Annotated in this window: 15 protein-coding genes; all 15 read left to right on the forward strand. The window is 66.9% G+C overall.

From position 1 onward, the window contains the following. Nucleotides 1-44: 44 nt before the first annotated feature. The 15 genes from atpA (at nucleotide 45) to QFZ42_RS27805 (ending at nucleotide 18,350) form a co-directional block, all read left to right on the forward strand. Nucleotides 45-1,598 carry a F0F1 ATP synthase subunit alpha gene (gene atpA / locus QFZ42_RS27735; RefSeq protein WP_307704038.1) on the forward strand — a complete coding sequence of 518 codons (1,554 nt, stop codon included), beginning with the start codon at nucleotides 45-47 and terminating at the stop codon, nucleotides 1,596-1,598. A gap of 115 nt (nucleotides 1,599-1,713) precedes the next feature. Further along, the gene (atpG, locus tag QFZ42_RS27740; RefSeq protein WP_307704039.1) at nucleotides 1,714-2,589 is read left to right on the forward strand and encodes a F0F1 ATP synthase subunit gamma; all 876 of its coding nucleotides are present in this window, start codon (nucleotides 1,714-1,716) and stop codon (nucleotides 2,587-2,589) included. Between the two features lie 86 nt (nucleotides 2,590-2,675). Beyond that, the gene (locus QFZ42_RS27745) at nucleotides 2,676-3,050 is read left to right on the forward strand and encodes a hypothetical protein (RefSeq protein WP_307704040.1); all 375 of its coding nucleotides are present in this window, start codon (nucleotides 2,676-2,678) and stop codon (nucleotides 3,048-3,050) included. A 127-nt stretch (nucleotides 3,051-3,177) separates the two neighbouring features. Further along, complete coding sequence (atpD, locus tag QFZ42_RS27750; protein ID WP_307704041.1) at nucleotides 3,178-4,578, forward strand: F0F1 ATP synthase subunit beta; 1,401 nt, start codon at nucleotides 3,178-3,180, stop codon at nucleotides 4,576-4,578. A gap of 18 nt (nucleotides 4,579-4,596) precedes the next feature. Beyond that, the gene (locus QFZ42_RS27755; protein ID WP_307704042.1) at nucleotides 4,597-5,016 is read left to right on the forward strand and encodes a F0F1 ATP synthase subunit epsilon; all 420 of its coding nucleotides are present in this window, start codon (nucleotides 4,597-4,599) and stop codon (nucleotides 5,014-5,016) included. Nucleotides 5,017-5,272: 256 nt separating this feature from the next. After that, nucleotides 5,273-6,442, forward strand: coding sequence for an ROK family protein (locus QFZ42_RS27760; protein WP_307704323.1), 1,170 nt, complete (start codon nucleotides 5,273-5,275; stop codon nucleotides 6,440-6,442). Next, nucleotides 6,439-8,055: a sugar ABC transporter ATP-binding protein gene (locus QFZ42_RS27765; RefSeq protein ID WP_307704043.1), complete on the forward strand. Its 1,617-nt coding sequence runs from the start codon at nucleotides 6,439-6,441 to the stop codon at nucleotides 8,053-8,055. Before QFZ42_RS27760 ends, QFZ42_RS27765 begins: the two co-directional genes overlap by 4 nt. After that, entirely contained in the window at nucleotides 8,018-9,043 is a 1,026-nt protein-coding gene (locus QFZ42_RS27770) for an ABC transporter permease (RefSeq protein WP_307704044.1), read from the forward strand. The genes QFZ42_RS27765 and QFZ42_RS27770 overlap by 38 nt, the downstream gene beginning before the upstream one ends. A 47-nt stretch (nucleotides 9,044-9,090) precedes the next feature. Then, entirely contained in the window at nucleotides 9,091-10,053 is a 963-nt protein-coding gene (locus QFZ42_RS27775; protein WP_307704045.1) for a substrate-binding domain-containing protein, read from the forward strand. A 149-nt stretch (nucleotides 10,054-10,202) separates the two neighbouring features. Further along, complete coding sequence (locus QFZ42_RS27780) at nucleotides 10,203-11,369, forward strand: Gfo/Idh/MocA family protein (RefSeq protein ID WP_307704046.1); 1,167 nt, start codon at nucleotides 10,203-10,205, stop codon at nucleotides 11,367-11,369. A gap of 52 nt (nucleotides 11,370-11,421) precedes the next feature. Further along, nucleotides 11,422-12,114, forward strand: coding sequence for a phosphatase PAP2 family protein (locus QFZ42_RS27785; protein ID WP_307704047.1), 693 nt, complete (start codon nucleotides 11,422-11,424; stop codon nucleotides 12,112-12,114). 89 nt (nucleotides 12,115-12,203) lie between these two features. Then, nucleotides 12,204-12,728, forward strand: coding sequence for a DUF3617 domain-containing protein (locus QFZ42_RS27790; RefSeq protein WP_307704048.1), 525 nt, complete (start codon nucleotides 12,204-12,206; stop codon nucleotides 12,726-12,728). A 71-nt stretch (nucleotides 12,729-12,799) separates the two neighbouring features. Beyond that, nucleotides 12,800-13,924 carry a ligase-associated DNA damage response exonuclease gene (locus tag QFZ42_RS27795; RefSeq protein ID WP_307704049.1) on the forward strand — a complete coding sequence of 375 codons (1,125 nt, stop codon included), beginning with the start codon at nucleotides 12,800-12,802 and terminating at the stop codon, nucleotides 13,922-13,924. Continuing rightward, on the forward strand, nucleotides 13,921-15,576 hold the full coding sequence (locus tag QFZ42_RS27800; protein WP_307704050.1) for an ATP-dependent DNA ligase: 1,656 nt from the start codon (nucleotides 13,921-13,923) through the stop codon (nucleotides 15,574-15,576). Before QFZ42_RS27795 ends, QFZ42_RS27800 begins: the two co-directional genes overlap by 4 nt. After that, on the forward strand, nucleotides 15,573-18,350 hold the full coding sequence (locus QFZ42_RS27805) for a ligase-associated DNA damage response DEXH box helicase (protein ID WP_307704051.1): 2,778 nt from the start codon (nucleotides 15,573-15,575) through the stop codon (nucleotides 18,348-18,350). Before QFZ42_RS27800 ends, QFZ42_RS27805 begins: the two co-directional genes overlap by 4 nt. Nucleotides 18,351-18,354 lie beyond the last annotated feature (4 nt).

Raw genomic sequence — 18,354 nt, forward strand, 5'->3', positions numbered from 1 at the left:
GCCGGCAGCCAGTTGGCCCCATTTACAGAAAGAAGGAAAGAGTCATGCAACTCAATCCCGCAGAAATTTCCGAACTGATCAAGAGCCGCATCGAGGGTCTCGGCGTCAGTGCCAACATCCGCAATGAAGGCACCGTGGTTTCGGTGACCGACGGCATCGTGCGTGTGCACGGCCTGTCCGACGCGATGCAAGGCGAAATGCTGGAATTCCCGCCGAGCGCCGACGGCACGCCGTCGTTCGGCTTGGCGCTGAACCTCGAGCGCGACTCGGTCGGCGCCGTGATTCTGGGCGAGTACGAGCACATCTCAGAAGGCGACACGGTCAAGTGCACCGGCCGCATTCTGGAAGTGCCGGTCGGCCCCGAGCTCATCGGCCGCGTGGTGAACGCGCTGGGCCAGCCGATCGACGGCAAGGGTCCGATCAACGCCAAGATGACCGACGTGATCGAAAAGGTCGCCCCGGGCGTGATCGCCCGTAAATCGGTCGACCAGCCGCTGCAAACCGGCCTCAAGTCCATCGACTCGATGGTGCCGATCGGCCGTGGCCAGCGCGAGCTGATCATCGGCGACCGCCAGACCGGCAAGACGGCCGTGGCCATCGACGCGATCATTGCCCAGAAGGGCCAGGGCGTGACCTGTATCTACGTCGCGATCGGCCAGAAGGCTTCGTCGATCAAGAACGTGGTGCGCGCGCTCGAGCAAGTGGGCGCCATGGACTACACCATCGTGGTGGCCGCATCGGCCTCCGAATCGGCCGCCATGCAGTACGTGTCGGCTTATTCGGGCTGCACGATGGGCGAGTACTTCCGCGATCGCGGCCAGGACGCGCTGATCGTCTATGACGACCTCTCCAAGCAGGCTGTTGCGTACCGCCAGGTGTCGCTGCTGCTGCGCCGCCCGCCGGGCCGCGAAGCCTACCCCGGCGACGTGTTCTATCTCCACAGCCGTCTGCTCGAGCGCGCCGCGCGCGTCAACGCCGACTACGTGGAAGCTTTCACCAAGGGTGAAGTCAAGGGCAAGACCGGCTCGCTCACGGCACTGCCGATCATCGAAACGCAGGCCGGCGACGTGTCCGCTTTCGTGCCGACCAACGTGATCTCGATCACCGACGGCCAGATCTTCCTGGAAACCAACCTGTTCAACGCAGGTATCCGCCCCGCCATCAACGCCGGTATCTCGGTGTCGCGCGTGGGTTCGGCGGCCCAGACCAAGATCATCAAGGGCCTGTCGGGCGGTATCCGTACCGACCTCGCGCAGTACCGCGAGCTGGCTGCGTTCGCGCAGTTCGCCTCCGACCTGGACGAAGCCACCCGCAAGCAGCTCGACCGCGGTGCCCGCGTGACCGAACTGCTGAAGCAGGCCCAGTACAGCCCGCTGCCGATCTCGCTGATGGGCGCGACGCTGTTCGCCGTGAACAAGGGTTTCATGGACGACCTGGACATCAAGAAGGTTCTGCCCTTCGAGCATGGCCTGCACCAGTTCCTGAAGACCAGCCATGGTCCCCTGCTCGACAAGATCGAACAAGCCAAGGCGCTCGACAAGGACGCCGAGGCCGAACTGACGGGCGCGATCACCGCGTTCAAGAAGTCGTTCGCCTGATGAATCGGTCCACCCCCGAAGCGGCCTTTGGCCGCCTCCCCCTCACGGGGGCACCGCCAGTGGCCCGGCAAAGCCGGTTCCACGGCGGCCCCGCGAAGATGCGCAGGAGCTGACAATGGCTGCAGGAAAAGAGATTCGCGGCAAGATCAAATCGGTGGAAAACACCAAGAAGATCACCAAGGCCATGGAAATGGTCTCGGTCTCCAAGATGCGCAAGGCGCAGGAGCGCATGCGCGCCGCTCGCCCCTACAGCGAGAAGATTCGCAACATCGCGGCCAACCTGGGCCGGGCGAACCCGGAGTACGTTCACACCTTCATGAAGACGAACGAGGCCAAGGCCATCGGCTTCATCATCGTGACGAGCGACAAGGGTTTGTGCGGCGGCTTGAACACCAATCTGCTGCGCGCCGTCACCATCAAGCTGCGCGAAGCGCAGGCGGCCGGCACGGCCATCGAGACGGTGGCCATCGGCAGCAAGGGCCTGGGCTTTCTGAACCGCATCGGCGCCCGCGTGGTCGCGCACGTCACCCACCTGGGTGACACGCCCCACCTGGACAAGCTCATCGGTCCGGTCAAGACGCTGCTCGACGCCTATGCCGAAGGCAAGCTGTCCGCGGTGTACCTGTGCTACACGAAGTTCATCAACACCATCAAGCAGGAGCCGCTGGTCGAACAGCTGCTTCCGCTGGCGGCGGAGTCGCTGAAGGTCGAAGAGGGGCAGCATTCGTGGGACTACATCTACGAGCCCGATCCCGAAAGCGTGATCGACGAGCTGCTGGTGCGCTATGTGGAGTCGCTGGTCTATCAGGCCGTGGCCGAGAACATGGCGTCCGAGCACTCGGCCCGCATGGTCGCGATGAAGGCTGCGACGGACAACGCCGGCAACGTGATCAGCGAGCTCAAGCTCGTCTACAACAAGACCCGCCAGGCAGGCATCACCAAAGAACTTTCGGAAATCGTGTCCGGCGCCGCTGCGGCCGCCGGTGTTTGATCGAGGCGATGTATCGGGCCACATTGCCGTTCGGGGCACGCAACGCGGCCCGATAACCGAAGGCCTTTACTAGGGGATTCTGAACAATGAAAAAACTTCTCGTTCTGGTGGCCATGGCCGCCGCGCTGACTGCCTGTTCCAAGAAGGAAGAGGCGCCTGCCGCACCGGCACCTGCCGCTGCGCCGGCGCCCGCTCCCGCAGCGCCTGCTCCTGCCGCACCAGCCGCAGCCGCTCCAACGGCATCGGCCGCGGACCTGCCGAAAGAGTGCAACGACTACCTGGCCAAGGTTCAGGCCTGCGCGGCTTCGCAAAGCGGCGCCGCCGCCGATGCGATGAAGTCGGGCCTCGATCAGACCAGGGCCACCTGGGCTTCGATGGGCACCGACAAGGCTGCGCTGGGCCAAGCCTGCAAGGCCGCATCGGACGCCTTCGCTGCACAAGCGACGGCCATGAAGTGCTGATCGGAAGAAGTATCTGAGTTCAAGGGTGCCGGCCCGTCCGGCATTCTTGCAAAAGCGGCCCGCGATGGCACAAGGACGCTTCTGCAAGAACCTGTCGCAACATTATTGAGATCCAGAAGGAAACGCCATGGCTGAAGGAAAAATTGTCCAATGTATCGGCGCCGTGGTCGACGTGGAGTTCCCGCGTGACCAGATGCCCAAGGTGTATGACGCCTTGAAATTCGAAGGCGGCGGGCTGACCCTCGAAGTCCAGCAGCAGCTCGGCGACGGCGTGGTGCGCACCATTGCGCTCGGCTCGTCCGACGGCCTGCGCCGCGGTCTGATCGTCACCAACACCGGCGCGCCCATCACGGTGCCCGTCGGCAAGGCCACGCTCGGCCGTATCATGGACGTGCTCGGCCGTCCGATCGACGAGCGCGGCGAAGTGAGCCAGGATCTCACCGCATCCATCCACCGCAAGGCCCCCGCATACGACGAACTGTCGCCTTCGCAAGACCTGCTGGAAACCGGCATCAAGGTGATCGACCTGGTGTGCCCGTTCGCCAAGGGCGGCAAGGTGGGCCTGTTCGGCGGCGCCGGCGTGGGCAAGACCGTGAACATGATGGAACTCATCAACAACATCGCCAAGGCTCACTCGGGTCTGTCGGTGTTCGCCGGCGTGGGTGAACGTACCCGCGAAGGCAACGACTTCTATCACGAGATGGCCGACTCCGGCGTCGTGAACCTCGAGAAGCTCGAGGACTCGAAGGTCGCCATGGTCTACGGCCAGATGAATGAACCCCCGGGCAACCGTCTGCGCGTGGCGCTGACCGGCCTGACCATCGCCGAGTCGTTCCGCGACGAAGGCCGCGACGTGCTGTTCTTCGTGGACAACATCTACCGCTACACGCTGGCCGGTACCGAAGTGTCGGCTCTCCTGGGCCGCATGCCTTCCGCCGTGGGCTACCAGCCGACGCTGGCCGAGGAAATGGGCCGCCTGCAAGAGCGCATCACGTCGACCAAGGTCGGCTCGATCACCTCGATCCAGGCCGTGTACGTGCCGGCCGACGACTTGACCGACCCGTCGCCCGCCACCACCTTCGCCCACCTGGACTCGACCGTGGTGCTGTCGCGCGACATCGCTTCGCTCGGCATCTACCCCGCCGTGGACCCGCTGGACTCGACCTCGCGCCAGCTCGACCCGAACGTGGTCGGTGAAGAGCACTACAACGTGGCCCGCGCCGTGCAAGGCACGCTGCAGCGCTACAAGGAACTGCGCGACATCATCGCGATTCTGGGCATGGACGAACTGGCTCCCGACGACAAGCTCGCCGTGGCCCGCGCCCGCAAGATCCAGCGTTTCCTGTCGCAGCCGTTCCACGTGGCCGAAGTGTTCACGGGCTCGCCGGGCAAGTACGTGCCGCTGTCGGAAACCATCCGCGGCTTCAAGATGATCGTGAACGGCGAGTGCGACCACCTGCCGGAACAGTCGTTCTACATGGTCGGCACCATCGACGAGGCTTTCGAGAAAGCCAAGAAGGTCGCGTAAAGCGGCTGAGGAACTCACATGGCAAACACCATTCACGTCGACGTGGTCAGCGCGGAAGAGTCGATCTTCTCGGGCGAGGCTACGTTCGTCGCGCTGCCCGGTGAAGCCGGCGAGCTCGGCATCTATCCGCGCCACACCCCGCTGATCACGCGCATCCGTCCGGGTGCGGTGCGCATCGAAACGGCCGACGGCGGCGAAGAGTTCGTCTTCGTGGCGGGCGGCATTCTCGAAGTGCAGCCCGACACCGTCACCGTGCTGTCCGACACCGCCATCCGCGGCAAGGACCTCGACGACGAAAAGGCCAACCAGGCCAAGGCGGCCGCCGAAGAAGCGCTCAAGAACGCCAAGAGCGACATCGACATTGCCATGGCGCAATCCGAGTTGGCTGTCATGGCCGCCCAGATCGCGGCACTGCGCAAGTACCGCCAGAAGAAGTAATTCGACAAGAAGAAGCAGCGGCCCGCCTGACGGGCTCGCGCCAGAAGAAGCCGCCTCCGGGCGGCTTTTTTGCGTCCGGAGCAGCGCCCTTGCATCCCTCTTTGATCTGAAATTGGTCGAAGTTCAGCCTTGTCCGGCTGAAGACCTGCCTCTAGTATTCGCGTTCACTCGCTCGGCGGCACCTCCCCGGGGCCGTAGGCAAACAAGACGGAGACAACAACGCGTGACACGCTGGAGCGGCATCACTGCGGACGAAATGCGCTTGCTGGAGACCACGTTCTGGTCGGCCGGCGGCTCGCGCCATGCCATGGCCGAACAGCTCGGCTTTTCCAAGAGCAAGGCGAATTCGCTGATTGCGGGTCTGGTCGAACAAGGGCTGCTGGCCGAAGCCGGCCTCCAGCGCTCTTCGGGCGGGCGGCGCGCCGAGAACCTCCAACTGCATGCCGGCCTTGGCGTGCTCATCGGCATCGACATCGGCGCGACCAGTCTTGACGTTGCGGTGCTGCGCCCCGATCTCACCGTGCTGGCGCAGCACGATGAACCCGCCGATGTGCGCGAAGGCCCGGCGGTCGTGCTGGCGCGGGTGCGCGTGCTGATGCGCGAATTACTCGCGCGTTGCAACAGCGGGGCAAAGGACGTGCTCGGTATCGGCATCGGCGTGCCCGGCCCGGTCAACTTCGAGATCGGCCAGCTCGTGAACCCGCCGTTGATGCCCGCGTGGGACAGCTTCTCGATCCGGGACTACCTGCGCGAGGACTATGCGGCACCCGTCTTCGTCGACAACGACGTGAACCTGATGGCGCTCGGCGAGCTCTGGCGGCTGAAGCGCTCGCTGAACAACTTTCTCGTGATCAAGATCGGCACCGGCATCGGCTGCGGCATCGTCTGCCACGGCGAGGTCTATCGCGGCGCCGCCGGTTCGGCTGGCGACGTGGGCCACATCTGCGTCGACCAGGAGGGCCCGCGCTGCCATTGCGGCAACGTCGGCTGCGTCGAAGCCATGGCCGCGGGCCCGGCCATCACGCGCATGGCGATGCAGGCGGCCGAAGCCGGCGAAAGCGCCATGCTCGCCGAATGCCTGCGCGTGCACGGGCGCATCGACGCGGTCGACGTGGGCCAGGCAAGCCGCGCCGGCGACACGGCGGCCAACGGCATCATCCAGCGCGCCGGCAACCTCATCGGCCAGATGCTCGCCTCGGTCGTGAATTTCTTCAATCCGTCGCATGTGTTCATCGGCGGCGGCATCACGCGCATCGGACCGCTGTTTCTCGCGGCGGTGCGGCAGAGCGTCTACCAGCGCTCGCTCGCGCTTTCCACGCGTCATCTCGAGATCCAGTACACGCCGCTCGGCACGCAGGGCGGCCTCGTCGGTGCCGGCGTGCTCGCGATGCACGAAACATTGAAAGTTCGCGGAGTGGCGCCATGACCGCTGAGCAAACCAAGGGAAGTGTCGCGGTCGAATTCGACGGCGTGGTGAAGGCCTTCGGTCCGGTGCAGGTGCTGCACGGGGTGAGCTTTTCGCTGGCGCCCGGCCATGTGTACGGATTGCTCGGCGAGAACGGTGCGGGCAAGTCCACGCTGATGAAAATTCTTGCGGGGTATGAGCAGTTGAGCGGCGGCACGCTGCGCATCAACGGCCAGCCGCAGCGGTTCGCGAGCTCGCGCGACGCGGAGGCGCTGGGCATCGTGCTGATCCACCAGGAGTTCAATCTCGCCGAAGACCTGAGCGTGGCGCAGAACATCTTCCTCGGTCATGAAAAGAAAATGTCGCCCCTTGGCCGCCGTTTCACGGCGTCCGTCCCCCGAGGGGAGCAAGGAAGCTTGGGGCGGCCCGGCGCTTCCTTGAAGGGCTGGCTGCTCGACGACACGTCGATGGAGCGTGACGCCGCAGCAGCACTCGCCGCCGTCGGCCTGCAGGTCGATCCGCGCACCAAGGTGCGACGACTCATCGTGGCCGAGAAGCAGCTCGTCGAGATTGCCAAGGCCATCGCGCGGCGCGCGCGCCTGCTCATCATGGACGAGCCGACCGCCACGCTCACGCCCGGCGAGACCGAGCGGCTCTTCAAGCTCATTGCGCAGCTGCGTGCCGATGGCGTGACCATCGTCTACATCTCGCACAAGCTCGACGAGGTGGAGCAGGTGACCGACGAAGTGATCGTGATGCGCGACGGCCGCTTCGTCGCACGCGCGCCGACGCCCGAGGTCACGCGCCAGCAGATGGCCAACCTCATGGTGGGCCGCGAACTGGCCGACCTGTACCCGCCGCGCGACGTGGTGGTGGCCGCCGATGCGCCGGCCATGCGCGTGCGCAACTTCAGCGTGCCCGGCTGGGCAAACGACGTCGGTTTCGAGGTGCGCCCCGGCGAGATCCTCGGCTTCGCGGGCCTGGTCGGCGCGGGGCGCACCGAATTGTTCGAGGGTTTGCTCGGCCTCAGGCCCGGGAGCGGCCAGGTCGAGATGCTCGGCAGGCCGGTGCCCGACCGGAAGGGCTGGCGCAATCCGCGCGATGCCGCAAAACACGGACTCACGTATCTCAGCGAAGACCGCAAGGGCAAGGGCCTGCACGTGGACTTCGGCCTGCGCCAGAACCTCACGCTGATGGCCCTCGAACGCTATGCCCAGCCTTGGCTCCAGCCGGACGCCGAACGCGGTGCGCTGGCCGAGGCCGTGAAGGACTACGGCATCCGCACCGGCTCGCTCGACGTAAAAGCCTCGTCGCTCTCGGGCGGCAACCAGCAGAAGCTCGCGCTCGCCAAGGTGCTGCAGCCGAAGCCGAAAGTGGTGGTGCTCGACGAGCCCACGCGCGGTGTCGACATCGGTGCCAAGCGCGACATCTATTTCCTGATCCAGCGACTCGCCCGCGAAGGGCTCGCGGTGATCGTCGTTTCGTCCGAGCTGATGGAACTCATCGGCCTGTGCCACCGCGTGGCGGTGATGCGCGCGGGCCGGCTCGTCGCCACGCTCAACGCCGACCATTTGACTGAAGAGGAGCTCATCGCTCATGCCACCGGAACAGCAGACACCCACGCCGCAGCCTGACGCCGCGCCCCACCGCAGCGAGAGCAAGCCGCGCTGGACCGAGCACCTGCACGGACTCGGCCCGGTGATCGGCCTTGTGCTGCTGTGCATCGCCGGCACGCTGCTCAACAGCGACTTCGCCACCGTCGACAACGCCATGAACGTGCTCACGCGCACGGCCTTCATCGGCATCATTGCGGTGGGCATGTGCTTCGTGATCATCTCGGGCGGCATCGACCTGTCGGTGGGCTCGATGGCGGCGCTCATCGCGGGCAGCGTGATCATGTTCATCAACTGGGCCGGGCCTGCGTCAGGCTCCCCGCTGATGGCGGTGGTGATGGGCGCCGTGCTCGCCGTGGTGCTCGGCGCGCTGTTCGGCCTGGCGCACGGCCTCCTCATCACCAAGGGGCGCATCGAACCCTTCATCGTCACGCTGGGCACGCTCGGCATCTTTCGCGCCTATCTCACCTACTTCGCCGACGGCGGCGCGCTCACGCTCGACAACGACCTGTCGGACCTTTATGCGCCGGTGTATTACGCAAGCCTCGCGGGCATCCCGGTGCCGGTGTGGGTGTTCGTCGTCGTCGCCATCATCGGCGGCGTCATCCTGAACCGCACAGCCTACGGGCGCTACGTGCAGGCCATCGGCTCGAACGAACAGGTGGCGCGCTACGCGGCAGTGGATGTCGACCGCGTGAAGATCCTCACCTACGTGCTGCTCGGCGTGTGCGTGGGCATCGCCACGCTGCTGTACGTGCCGCGCCTCGGTTCCGCTTCGCCCACCACCGGCCTGTTGTGGGAGCTCGAGGCGATTGCCGCGGTGATCGTCGGCGGCACCGCGCTCAAGGGCGGTGCGGGCAGCATCACCGGCACCGTGGTGGGCGCGATCCTGCTCTCGGTCATCAGCAACATCCTGAACCTCACCAGCATCATCAGCGTGTACCTGAATGCCGCGGTGCAGGGTTTCGTGATCATCATCGTTGCGTTCCTCCAGCGCGGCCGGCGCTAGCCAGATCTTTCGTGTTCCGTTCCATCAACCACAAGGAGACATCCAGCATGACAAGCTTCACACGACGCATCGCACTCACGGCCGTTGCCGCCGCGGCGTTCGCCAGCCTGCCCGCGCTCGCCGCGGAACAGGTCAACCTCGGCGTTTCGATTCCCGCGGCCACGCACAGCTTCATGGGCGGCATCAACTACTGGGCCAACCAGGCGAAGAAGGATCTGGAGAAGGAACACAAGGACCTGAAGATCACGATCAAGACCGCGGCCAACGCGCCCGAGCAGGCAAACCAGCTGCAAGACCTTTCGACGGTGACCAAGATCAACGCGCTCGTGGTGTTCCCGTTCGAATCGGCCGCGCTCACCAAGCCGGTGGCGCAGGTCAAGGCCAAGGGCGCCTACGTGACCGTGGTCGACCGCGGCCTGACCGACACCAGTGCGCAAGATGCCTATGTGGCCGGCGACAACACCGCCTTCGGCCGCATTCCGGCTGAATACATCGCCAAGCAGCTCGGCGGCAAGGGCAACGTGGTTGCGCTGCGCGGTATTGCCACCACGCTGGACAACGAGCGCATGGATGCCTTCAACGCGGTGCTCAAGAACCACCCCGACATCAAGCTGCTCGATGCCAAGTACGCCAACTGGAACCGCGACGACGCCTTCAAGGTCACGCAGGACTACCTCACGCGCTTCAAGCAGATCGACGCCATCTGGGCGGCCGACGACGACATGGCCGTGGGCGTGCTCAAGGCCATCGAGCAGGCCAAGCGCGACGACATCAAGATCATCTTCGGCGGCGCGGGTGCCAAGGGCATGGTCAAGACCGTCATGGACGGCAAGGACAAGCGCATCGGCGCCGACGTGAGCTACTCGCCCAAGTTCATCTACGACGCGATCAAGCTCACGGCCGAAGCACGGCTGAAGGGCGAGAAGCTGCCGGCGACGACGATCATTCCTTCGGTGCTGATCACGAAGGAGAACGCGAAAGATTTCTACCACCCCAACTCGCCGTTCTGAGCTGCCTTCCGCCCTCTCCCCTCGGGAGAGGGTTGGGGTGAGGGTCAGCGGCGATGGCCGGAGCCATGTGCTCGCGAACGACGATGCCCTCACCCTGGCCCTCTCCCAGAGGGAGAGGGAACAGTTACCCGTGAACATCGAGGAGATTGATGACCGATACACCTCTTCGCAAGCTCCGCTGCGCCATGGTCGGCGGCGGCCGCGACGCCTTCATCGGCGCCGTGCACCGCAAGGCCATGGCGCTCGACGGGCAGATCGAGCTCGTGGCTGGCGCGCTGTCGTCGAGCCCCGAGAAGGCGCGCGCTTCCGGCCGCGACCTCGGCCTGGCGGAAGACCGCAACCACGGCGACTGGCAATCGCTGCTGGCCGACGAGCTCAAGCGCCCGCCGGAAGAGCGCATCGACTTCGTCTCGATCGTCACGCCCAACCACGTGCACTTTCCGGTCGCACAGGCGTTTGCCGAGGCGGGCTTCCACGTGGTGTGCGACAAGCCGCTGGTGCACACGCGCGAGCAGGCCGACGCGCTGGTGGCCACCGTGGCCAGGCAGGGCACGGTGTTCGGCGTGACCTACAACTACACCGGCTACCCGATGGTGCGGCAGGCGCGCGAGATGGTCCGCTCGGGCCAGCTCGGCGAACTGCGCAAGGTGGTGGTCGAATACAACCAGGGCTGGCTCGCCAGCCATGTCGAAGGCAGCGGCAGCAACAAGCAGGCCGACTGGCGCACCGACCCCGCGCGCAGCGGCGCGGCCGGCGCCATCGGCGACATCGGCTCGCATGCGGAGAACCTCGTTGCCAGCGTGACCGGACTGGAGATCGAAAGCCTGTGCGCCGACCTGAGCGCCTTGGTGCCGGGCCGCATGCTCGACGACGACGGCAGCCTGCTGCTGCGCTTCAAGGGCGGCGCGCGCGGCGTGCTGATCGCCTCGCAGATCAACACCGGGCTGGAGAACGACCTGCGCCTGCGCATCTCCGGCGCGCTCGGCACGCTCGAATGGCGCCAGGAACGGCCGAGCGAGCTGCTGCACTTGCCGCATGACGGACCCAAACGCATCCTCACGCGCGGCTCGCCGTGGCTCTGCGAATCGGCGCAGCGCGCGAGCCGGCTGCCTGCGGGCCATCCAGAAGGTTTCATCGAAGCCTTTGCCAACATCTACGGCGGCGTTGCAGCGGACATCCGCGCGCGCATTGCGGGCCGGCAGGCCGACGCTATCGCAGCCGACTATCCGCGCGTGGAAGACGGGGCGCGCGGCGTTCGCTTCATCGAGCGCACGGTGGCTTCGGCGAAAAGCGAATTAAAGTGGATGCCCTGGTAGTAGCGTGCCGGCCTCGCATCCGCGAGGCCGTGGCGTATTGCCACCGGCCCCCATGACCTTCTTCTCTTCTTCCGAAAAACTTTCGTCGACGCGATGGCTGCGCGCCCTGTGGCTGCGCTGCACGACGCTGTGGCCGGTGAAGCTGGTCGGCAACACGGTCGCCACGCTTGGGTTCTTTCCGCTGTACTTCTGGATCATGAAGAACGCCGGCGAGGCCTGGGTGCTGCCGCTCACCGCCTTCGACCGGCTGATTGCATTCTGGCCGGTGCTGCTGCCGGTCTACCTGTCGCTGTGGGGCTACATCGCGCTGCCGATACTCTTGGCGAAGGACAGGCGCGAACTCTGGAGCTTTTCTTTCGGCTGCGCGGTGATGACGGCGATTGCACTCGTGGTGTTCTGGTTCATGCCCACGGCAATACCCAACTTCACCATCGAGGCCGTCCCGGGCAGCTCCCTCCACTTCCTGAAGGCGGTCGACTCGGCCGGCAACGCTTTTCCGTCGCTGCATGTGTCGTTCTCGGTCTTCACCTGCATCGTGCTCGCGCGTCAGCTGCGCGAGGTCGGCGCACCGGCGTGGCTGCGCCTTTTCAACGTGGCATGGGCCGTGGCCATCGTGTATTCGACGATGGCCGTGCGGCAGCATGTGCTGATCGACGTGCTCGGCGGACTGGCGCTGGGCCTGGCGCTCGGCTTCACGTCGCGCGAACGCGGCACGGCGGGGGCCGCGCAGGCTCGGCCCGCGTAGGCCGATTGCGCTATTCCGTCCGCGCGGCGCATGCGGTACAACCCGGGCATCGTTCCTTTATCGTCCTTCGATCCGACGCGGAGCCCGCCATGAAGATTCGCCCATCCGCCATTGCCGTCTTCATGTGGGCCGGCGCGGCCGCCATGCCCGCCCTGGCCATCGACTATCCCGCGCGCAAGCCCGGCCTGTGGGAAATCCACACCGGCGACGGCACCGCCGCCAAGGGCGCGAGCCAAACCATCCAGCAGTGCATCGACGCGGCCAGCGACAAGGCGCTGCGCGACATGGGCCAGGGCATGGGCAAGGACACCTGCACGAAACAGGAGCTGCGCAATGAAGGCGGCAAGCTGGTCGTCGATTCGGTCTGCGGGATCGGCCCTACCACCGCCACTTCGCATGCCGTGATGAGCGGCGACTTCAGCTCGGCCTACCGCATGGAAAGCAAGTCGACCTACAGCCCGCCACTGATGGGCCGAACCGAAGGCTCGGCCGTCATCGAGGCCAGATGGGTCGGCCCCTGCAAGGCCGGGCAGAAACCGGGCGACATGATCATGTCCAACGGCATGAAGATGAACGTGCTCGACGTGATGGGCGGGCACAAGAGCAAGAAGTAGGCGCCGGCCCACAGCGCTTCGCGGCCCGCGTTCGGCGACGCGGCGGCGCGCCAGCGCCTACGATGCGGGCCATGGCCGCGAAGGAAGAAGATCTCGTCGTCGCTCGCCCCGAGGGGCTGTATTGCCCGCCGGGCGATTTCTACATCGACCCCTGGCGGCTGGTGGCGCGCGCCGTCATCACGCACGCCCATTCGGACCACGCGCGCGCGGGCCATGCGCACTACCTGGCGCATGCCGACAGCGCCGGCACGCTGCGCACCCGCCTCGGCAGCGACATCGCGCTGCAGACGCTCGGCTACGGCGAAGCCATCGACCATCACGGCGTACGCGTCTCGCTGCATCCGGCCGGCCATGTGCTGGGCTCGGCCCAGGTTCGCCTTGAACACGGCGGGCGCGTGTGGGTTGCGTCTGGCGACTACAAGACCGAGCCCGATGGCACCTGCACGCCCTTCGAGCCCGTGCCGTGCGACACCTTCATCACCGAGTCGACCTTCGGCCTGCCGATCTACCGCTGGCCTACGCAGACCGTGCTGTTCAGGGAGATCGATGCGTGGTGGCGCGCCAACGCGGAGGCCGGCCGCGCGTCGGTGCTGTTCTGCTACGCCTTCGGCAAGGCGCAGCGCATCCTGCATGGCGTGGATGCATCGATCGGCCCGATCGTCGTGCATGGCGCGGTCGAGCCGCTCAACGCCGTCTACCGTGCCGCGGGCGTGGCGCTGCCGGAGACGCTGCGCGTTACCGACCCGGGCGTCGATGCGGCGCTGCTGAAGCGCGCGCTGGTGCTTGCGCCGCCGTCCGCGCAGGGCACGCCATGGATGCGCCGCTTCGGCAACTATGCCGATGCCTTCGCGAGCGGTTGGATGCAGTTGCGCGGCACGCGCCGGCGCCGCGGCGTGGACCGCGGCTTCGTCATGTCGGACCACGCCGATTGGCCGGGCTTGCAGCAGGCGATTGCGGGCACGGGCGCCAGCCGGGTGTTCGTCACCCACGGCAGCGTGGCGGTGATGGTGCGCTGGCTGACCGAGAGCGGGCTGGAGGCGCAGGGCTTCAAGACCGAATACGGCGATGAAGATGACGAGCAAACTCCCTCCCCTTCCGGGGGAGAGTTGGGGAGGGAGCAAGCGGCGCTCGATGCGGACGCTGTCGGCCCCCATCCCGGCCTTCCCCCGGAAGGGGAAGGAGCAACAACGCGATGAAGGACTTTGCGGCGCTCTACCGCGAGCTCGACGCCAGCACCTCGAGTCTCGCCAAGCAGGCCGCGCTGCAGCGCTACCTGCGCGAGGCCGACCCTGCCGATGCGGCGTGGGCCGTGTACTTCCTGGCCGGCGGCAAGCCGCGCCAGCTGGTGCCCACCAAGCTGCTGCGCCTGCTCGCGCAGGAGGCGGCGGGCCTTCCCGAATGGCTGTTCGACGAAAGCTACGAGGCGGTCGGCGATCTCGCGGAGACCATCGCGCTGCTGTTGCCGCCGCCCACCGAGGCGCACGACCTCGGCTTGGCGCGCTGGGTCGAAGAACATCTGCTGCCGCTGCGCGAAGCCGGCAAGACGGCGCCCGATGAGCTGCCCGCGCGGCTGCGCGCACAGTGGCGCCAACTCGCGGCCGAAGAGCGGCTGGTGTACTTCAAGCTCATTACCGGCGCGTTTCGCGTGGGCGTGTCGAAGCTGCAGGTCACGCAGGCGCTCGCGGCAGTGGGCGGCATCGACCCCAAGCGCGTGGCGCAGCGGCTCATGGGCTACACCCACATCGGCGGCCGCCCGCGCGCGGAAGACTATCGCGCGCTGATCGCACCGGAGTCGGGCGCGGAACAGGTCCAGAAGACCAGCGGACAGCCGTATCCGTTCTTTCTCGCGCATGCGTTCAACCTGCCGCTCGAGCAATTCGATGCCGCCCTGGGCCCGCCGGCCGACTGGATCGTCGAATGGAAGTGGGACGGCATCCGCGCGCAGCTGGTGAAGCGCGCGGGTGCGGTCTGGCTGTGGTCGCGCGGCGAAGAGCTGGTGACCGAGCGCTTCCCCGAACTTGCCGTGCTCGGCGAGGCGCTGCCCGACGGCACGGTGCTCGACGGCGAGATTGCCGTCTGGCGCGAAGACCGGGTGCAGCCCTTTGCGGAACTGCAGAAGCGCATCGGCCGCAAGACCCTGGGCGCCAAGCTGCTGCGCGACATTCCCGTGGTGCTGCTGGCCTACGACATCCTCGAATGGGAAGGGCGCGACCTGCGTGCGCTGCCGCAGTGGGAACGCCGCGCGCTGCTCGACGAGCTCGTCACGCGCATGCAGCATCCCTCGCTGCTGCCGAGCCCGATGCTCACCGGCATCGCGTGGAGCGACCTGGCGCGCCAGCGCGAAGCGGCGCGCAGCATGGGCGTGGAGGGCATGATGCTCAAGCGCCGCGACGCGCAGTACGGCGTGGGCCGTACCAAGGACGTGGGCGTGTGGTGGAAGTGGAAGATCGACCCGCTCAGCATCGACGCCGTGCTCATCTATGCGCAGCGCGGCCACGGCCGGCGCGCGAGCCTCTACAGCGACTACACCTTCGCCGTGTGGGACGGCCCGCCCGAACAGGACGGCCGCAAGCTCGTGCCCTTTGCCAAGGCCTATTCGGGCCTGACCGATGCGGAGATGGCGCGCGTGGACGCCATCGTCCGCAAGACCACGGTCGAGAGCTTCGGCCCGGTGCGCAGCGTGGAGCCGACGCTGGTGTTCGAACTCGGCTTCGAGGGCATCGCGCGCAGCACGCGCCACAAGAGCGGTATCGCGGTGCGCTTTCCGCGCATGCTGCGCTGGCGCGAGGACAAGCCGGTGGCGGAGGCCGACACCTTGCAGACGCTCGCTGCGTTGTTACCCCCATGACCGAACCGGCGGACCCCGAATTTCTCCCTCCCCTCCCGGGGGAGGGCCGGGGTGGGGGCAAGCGGCGCATCAAGGATCAGCCGCCTCTCGAAGGCCGCGAGCCCCCATCCCAGCCTTCCCCCGGAAGGGGAAGGAGCAAGGCCGCCGTCAAGGCGGCGCTCGACGCGTGGTTCGCCGCACGCGGCTGGAAGCCTTTCAAATTCCAGCGCGACATGTGGAAGGCCATTGCCGAAGGAAAGTCCGGCCTGCTGCATGCGACCACCGGCGCGGGCAAGACCTACGCGGTGTGGCTTGGCGCGCTGCAGGCGTTCTCTACTGCGGCACCGCCGCCTTCACGCACCGGAAAGACCACGCCGCCGCCGCTCACGGTGCTGTGGATCACGCCCATGCGCGCGTTGGCCGCCGACACCTTGCGCGCCCTGCAGCAGGCACTCGATGCGCTGGAAACTCAGGGCGCCGGCGTGCACCGCTGGAGCGCCGGCGCGCGCAGCGGCGACACCACATCGGCCGAACGCAGCGCACAGAACGAGCGGCTGCCCACCGTGCTCGTCACCACGCCCGAGAGCCTGTCGCTGCTGCTCGCGCGCGCCGATGCGAGCGAGGTGCTGGGCCGCGTCAAGATGGTCGTGGTCGATGAATGGCACGAACTGCTCGGCAACAAGCGCGGCGTGCAGGTGCAGCTGGCGCTCGCGCGGCTCAGGCGCTGGAATGCGGGGCTCGCAGTGTGGGGCATGTCGGCCACGCTGGGGAACCTGCAGGAGGCCATGCGTGCATTGCTCGGACATGCCGGCCAGGAAGAAGGCGTGCTGGTGCAGGGCGCGGTGCCCAAGAAACTGGTCGTCGATTCGTTGCTGCCCGGCCGCGCCGAGCGCTTTCCGTGGGGCGGCCACCTGGGCCTCACGATGCTGCCGCAGGTGCTCGAGGAGATCGCCGCCAGCAGCACCACGCTGGTATTCACCAACACGCGCTCGCAGGCCGAGATCTGGTACCAGGCGATGCTCGAGGCGCGGCCCGAATGGGCGGGCGTCATCGCGCTGCATCACGGCTCGCTCGACCGCGCGGTGCGCGAATGGGTCGAGCTCGGCTTGAAGAGCGGGGAGCTCAAGGCGGTGGTCTGCACATCCAGCCTCGATCTTGGCGTTGACTTCCTGCCGGTCGAGCGCGTGCTGCAGATCGGCTCGCCCAAGGGCGTGGCGCGGCTGCTGCAGCGCGCGGGTCGCTCGGGCCATGCGCCGGGCCGGCCGTCGCGCATCACGCTCGTGCCCACGCACAGCATCGAGATGGTCGAGGGCGCTGCCGCGCGCGCGGCCATCGCGGCCGGCCACATCGAGGCGCGCCACACGCCGGTGCAGCCGCTCGATGTGCTGGTGCAGCATCTCGTCACGGTAGCGCTCGGCGGCGGCTTCGTGCCCGACGACCTGTATGCGGAAGTGCGCGGCACTGCTGCTTATGCGCAGCTGTCGCGGGAGAGCTGGGAATGGTGCCTGTCCTTCGTGTCACAGGGCGGCCCTTCGCTGGCCGCGTACCCGGACTACCGCCGCGCGGTGCCCGATGCACAAGGCGTCTGGCGCGTGCTGGACGCGCGGCTCGCGCGGCGACACCGCATGAACATCGGCACCATCGTGAGCGACGCCAGCATGGCGGTGCAGTACATGGGCGGCGCAAAGATCGGCAGCGTGGAAGAAGGCTTCGTCGCGCGCATGAAGCCCGGCGACTGCTTTCTGTTCGGCGGCCGGCTGCTTGAGCTCGTGCGCATCCACGACATGACGGCCTGGGTGCGGCGCGCCACCGGCAAGCGCGCCGCGGTGCCGCGCTGGAACGGTGGGCGCATGCCGCTGTCGACCACGCTGGCCGATGCCGTGGTGCAGCAGCTTGCGCTCGCTGGGGAGGGGCGCTATGAATCACCCGAACTGCAGTGCGTGCGGCCGCTGCTCGAAATCCAGCAGCAATGGTCGGCCCTGCCTACGCCGCAGACCCTGCTGGCCGAAACGCTCACCACGCGCGAAGGCTCGCACCTGTTTCTCTATCCCTTCGCGGGGCGGCATGTGCACATGGGGCTTGCCAGCCTCTTGGCTTGGCGCGTGGCGCAGCACGATGCGCGCACCTTCTCCATTGCCGTGAACGACTACGGTTTCGAACTGCTGAGTGCCCTGCCGGTCGATTGGTCAGCGCTGCTGCCGCAGGTGCTGCGCCTGCCGCAAGGCGACGATGCGCATGCCGAGCTGCTGCACGAGGTGCTGGCTTCGCTCAATGCGGGCGAACTCGCGCAGCGCCGCTTTCGGGAAATTGCGCGCGTCTCGGGCCTGATCTTCCAGGGCTACCCCGGCGAGAAGCGCAGCAGCAGGCAGCTTCAGGCTTCGTCGTCGCTGTTCTGGGAGGTGTTCCGCAAGTACGACCCGGCCAACAAGCTGCTGCTGCAGGCCGAGCAGGAGCTGCTCGCGCAGGAGCTCGAGATCGGCCGCCTGCGCGCCAGCCTCGGGCGCATGGCGACCCAGCAGCTGGTGCTGAAGCCGCTCGAGCGGCCGACGCCGTTCGCATTTCCGCTCATGGTCGAACTGTTCCGCGAGAAGTTGTCGAACGAGAACGTGGCCGATCGCATCGCGCGCATGGTCGAGCAGCTTGAAAAAGCGGCGGGCGGCGTGGTCACGGCCGGAGGCGTCGAGCGCGTGAAGGGCACGCTGGCGTTCGGGCAGGAAGGGCCGGGCAAGCCGCCCGCGCCACAGCGTCAGCGCAGGCCGCCGTCGCGGCGCTCCAGACCCTTGCCGCCGCTGTGAGCCG

This window comes from Variovorax paradoxus, assembly GCF_030815855.1.
Classification (GTDB): domain Bacteria; phylum Pseudomonadota; class Gammaproteobacteria; order Burkholderiales; family Burkholderiaceae_C; genus Variovorax; species Variovorax paradoxus_M.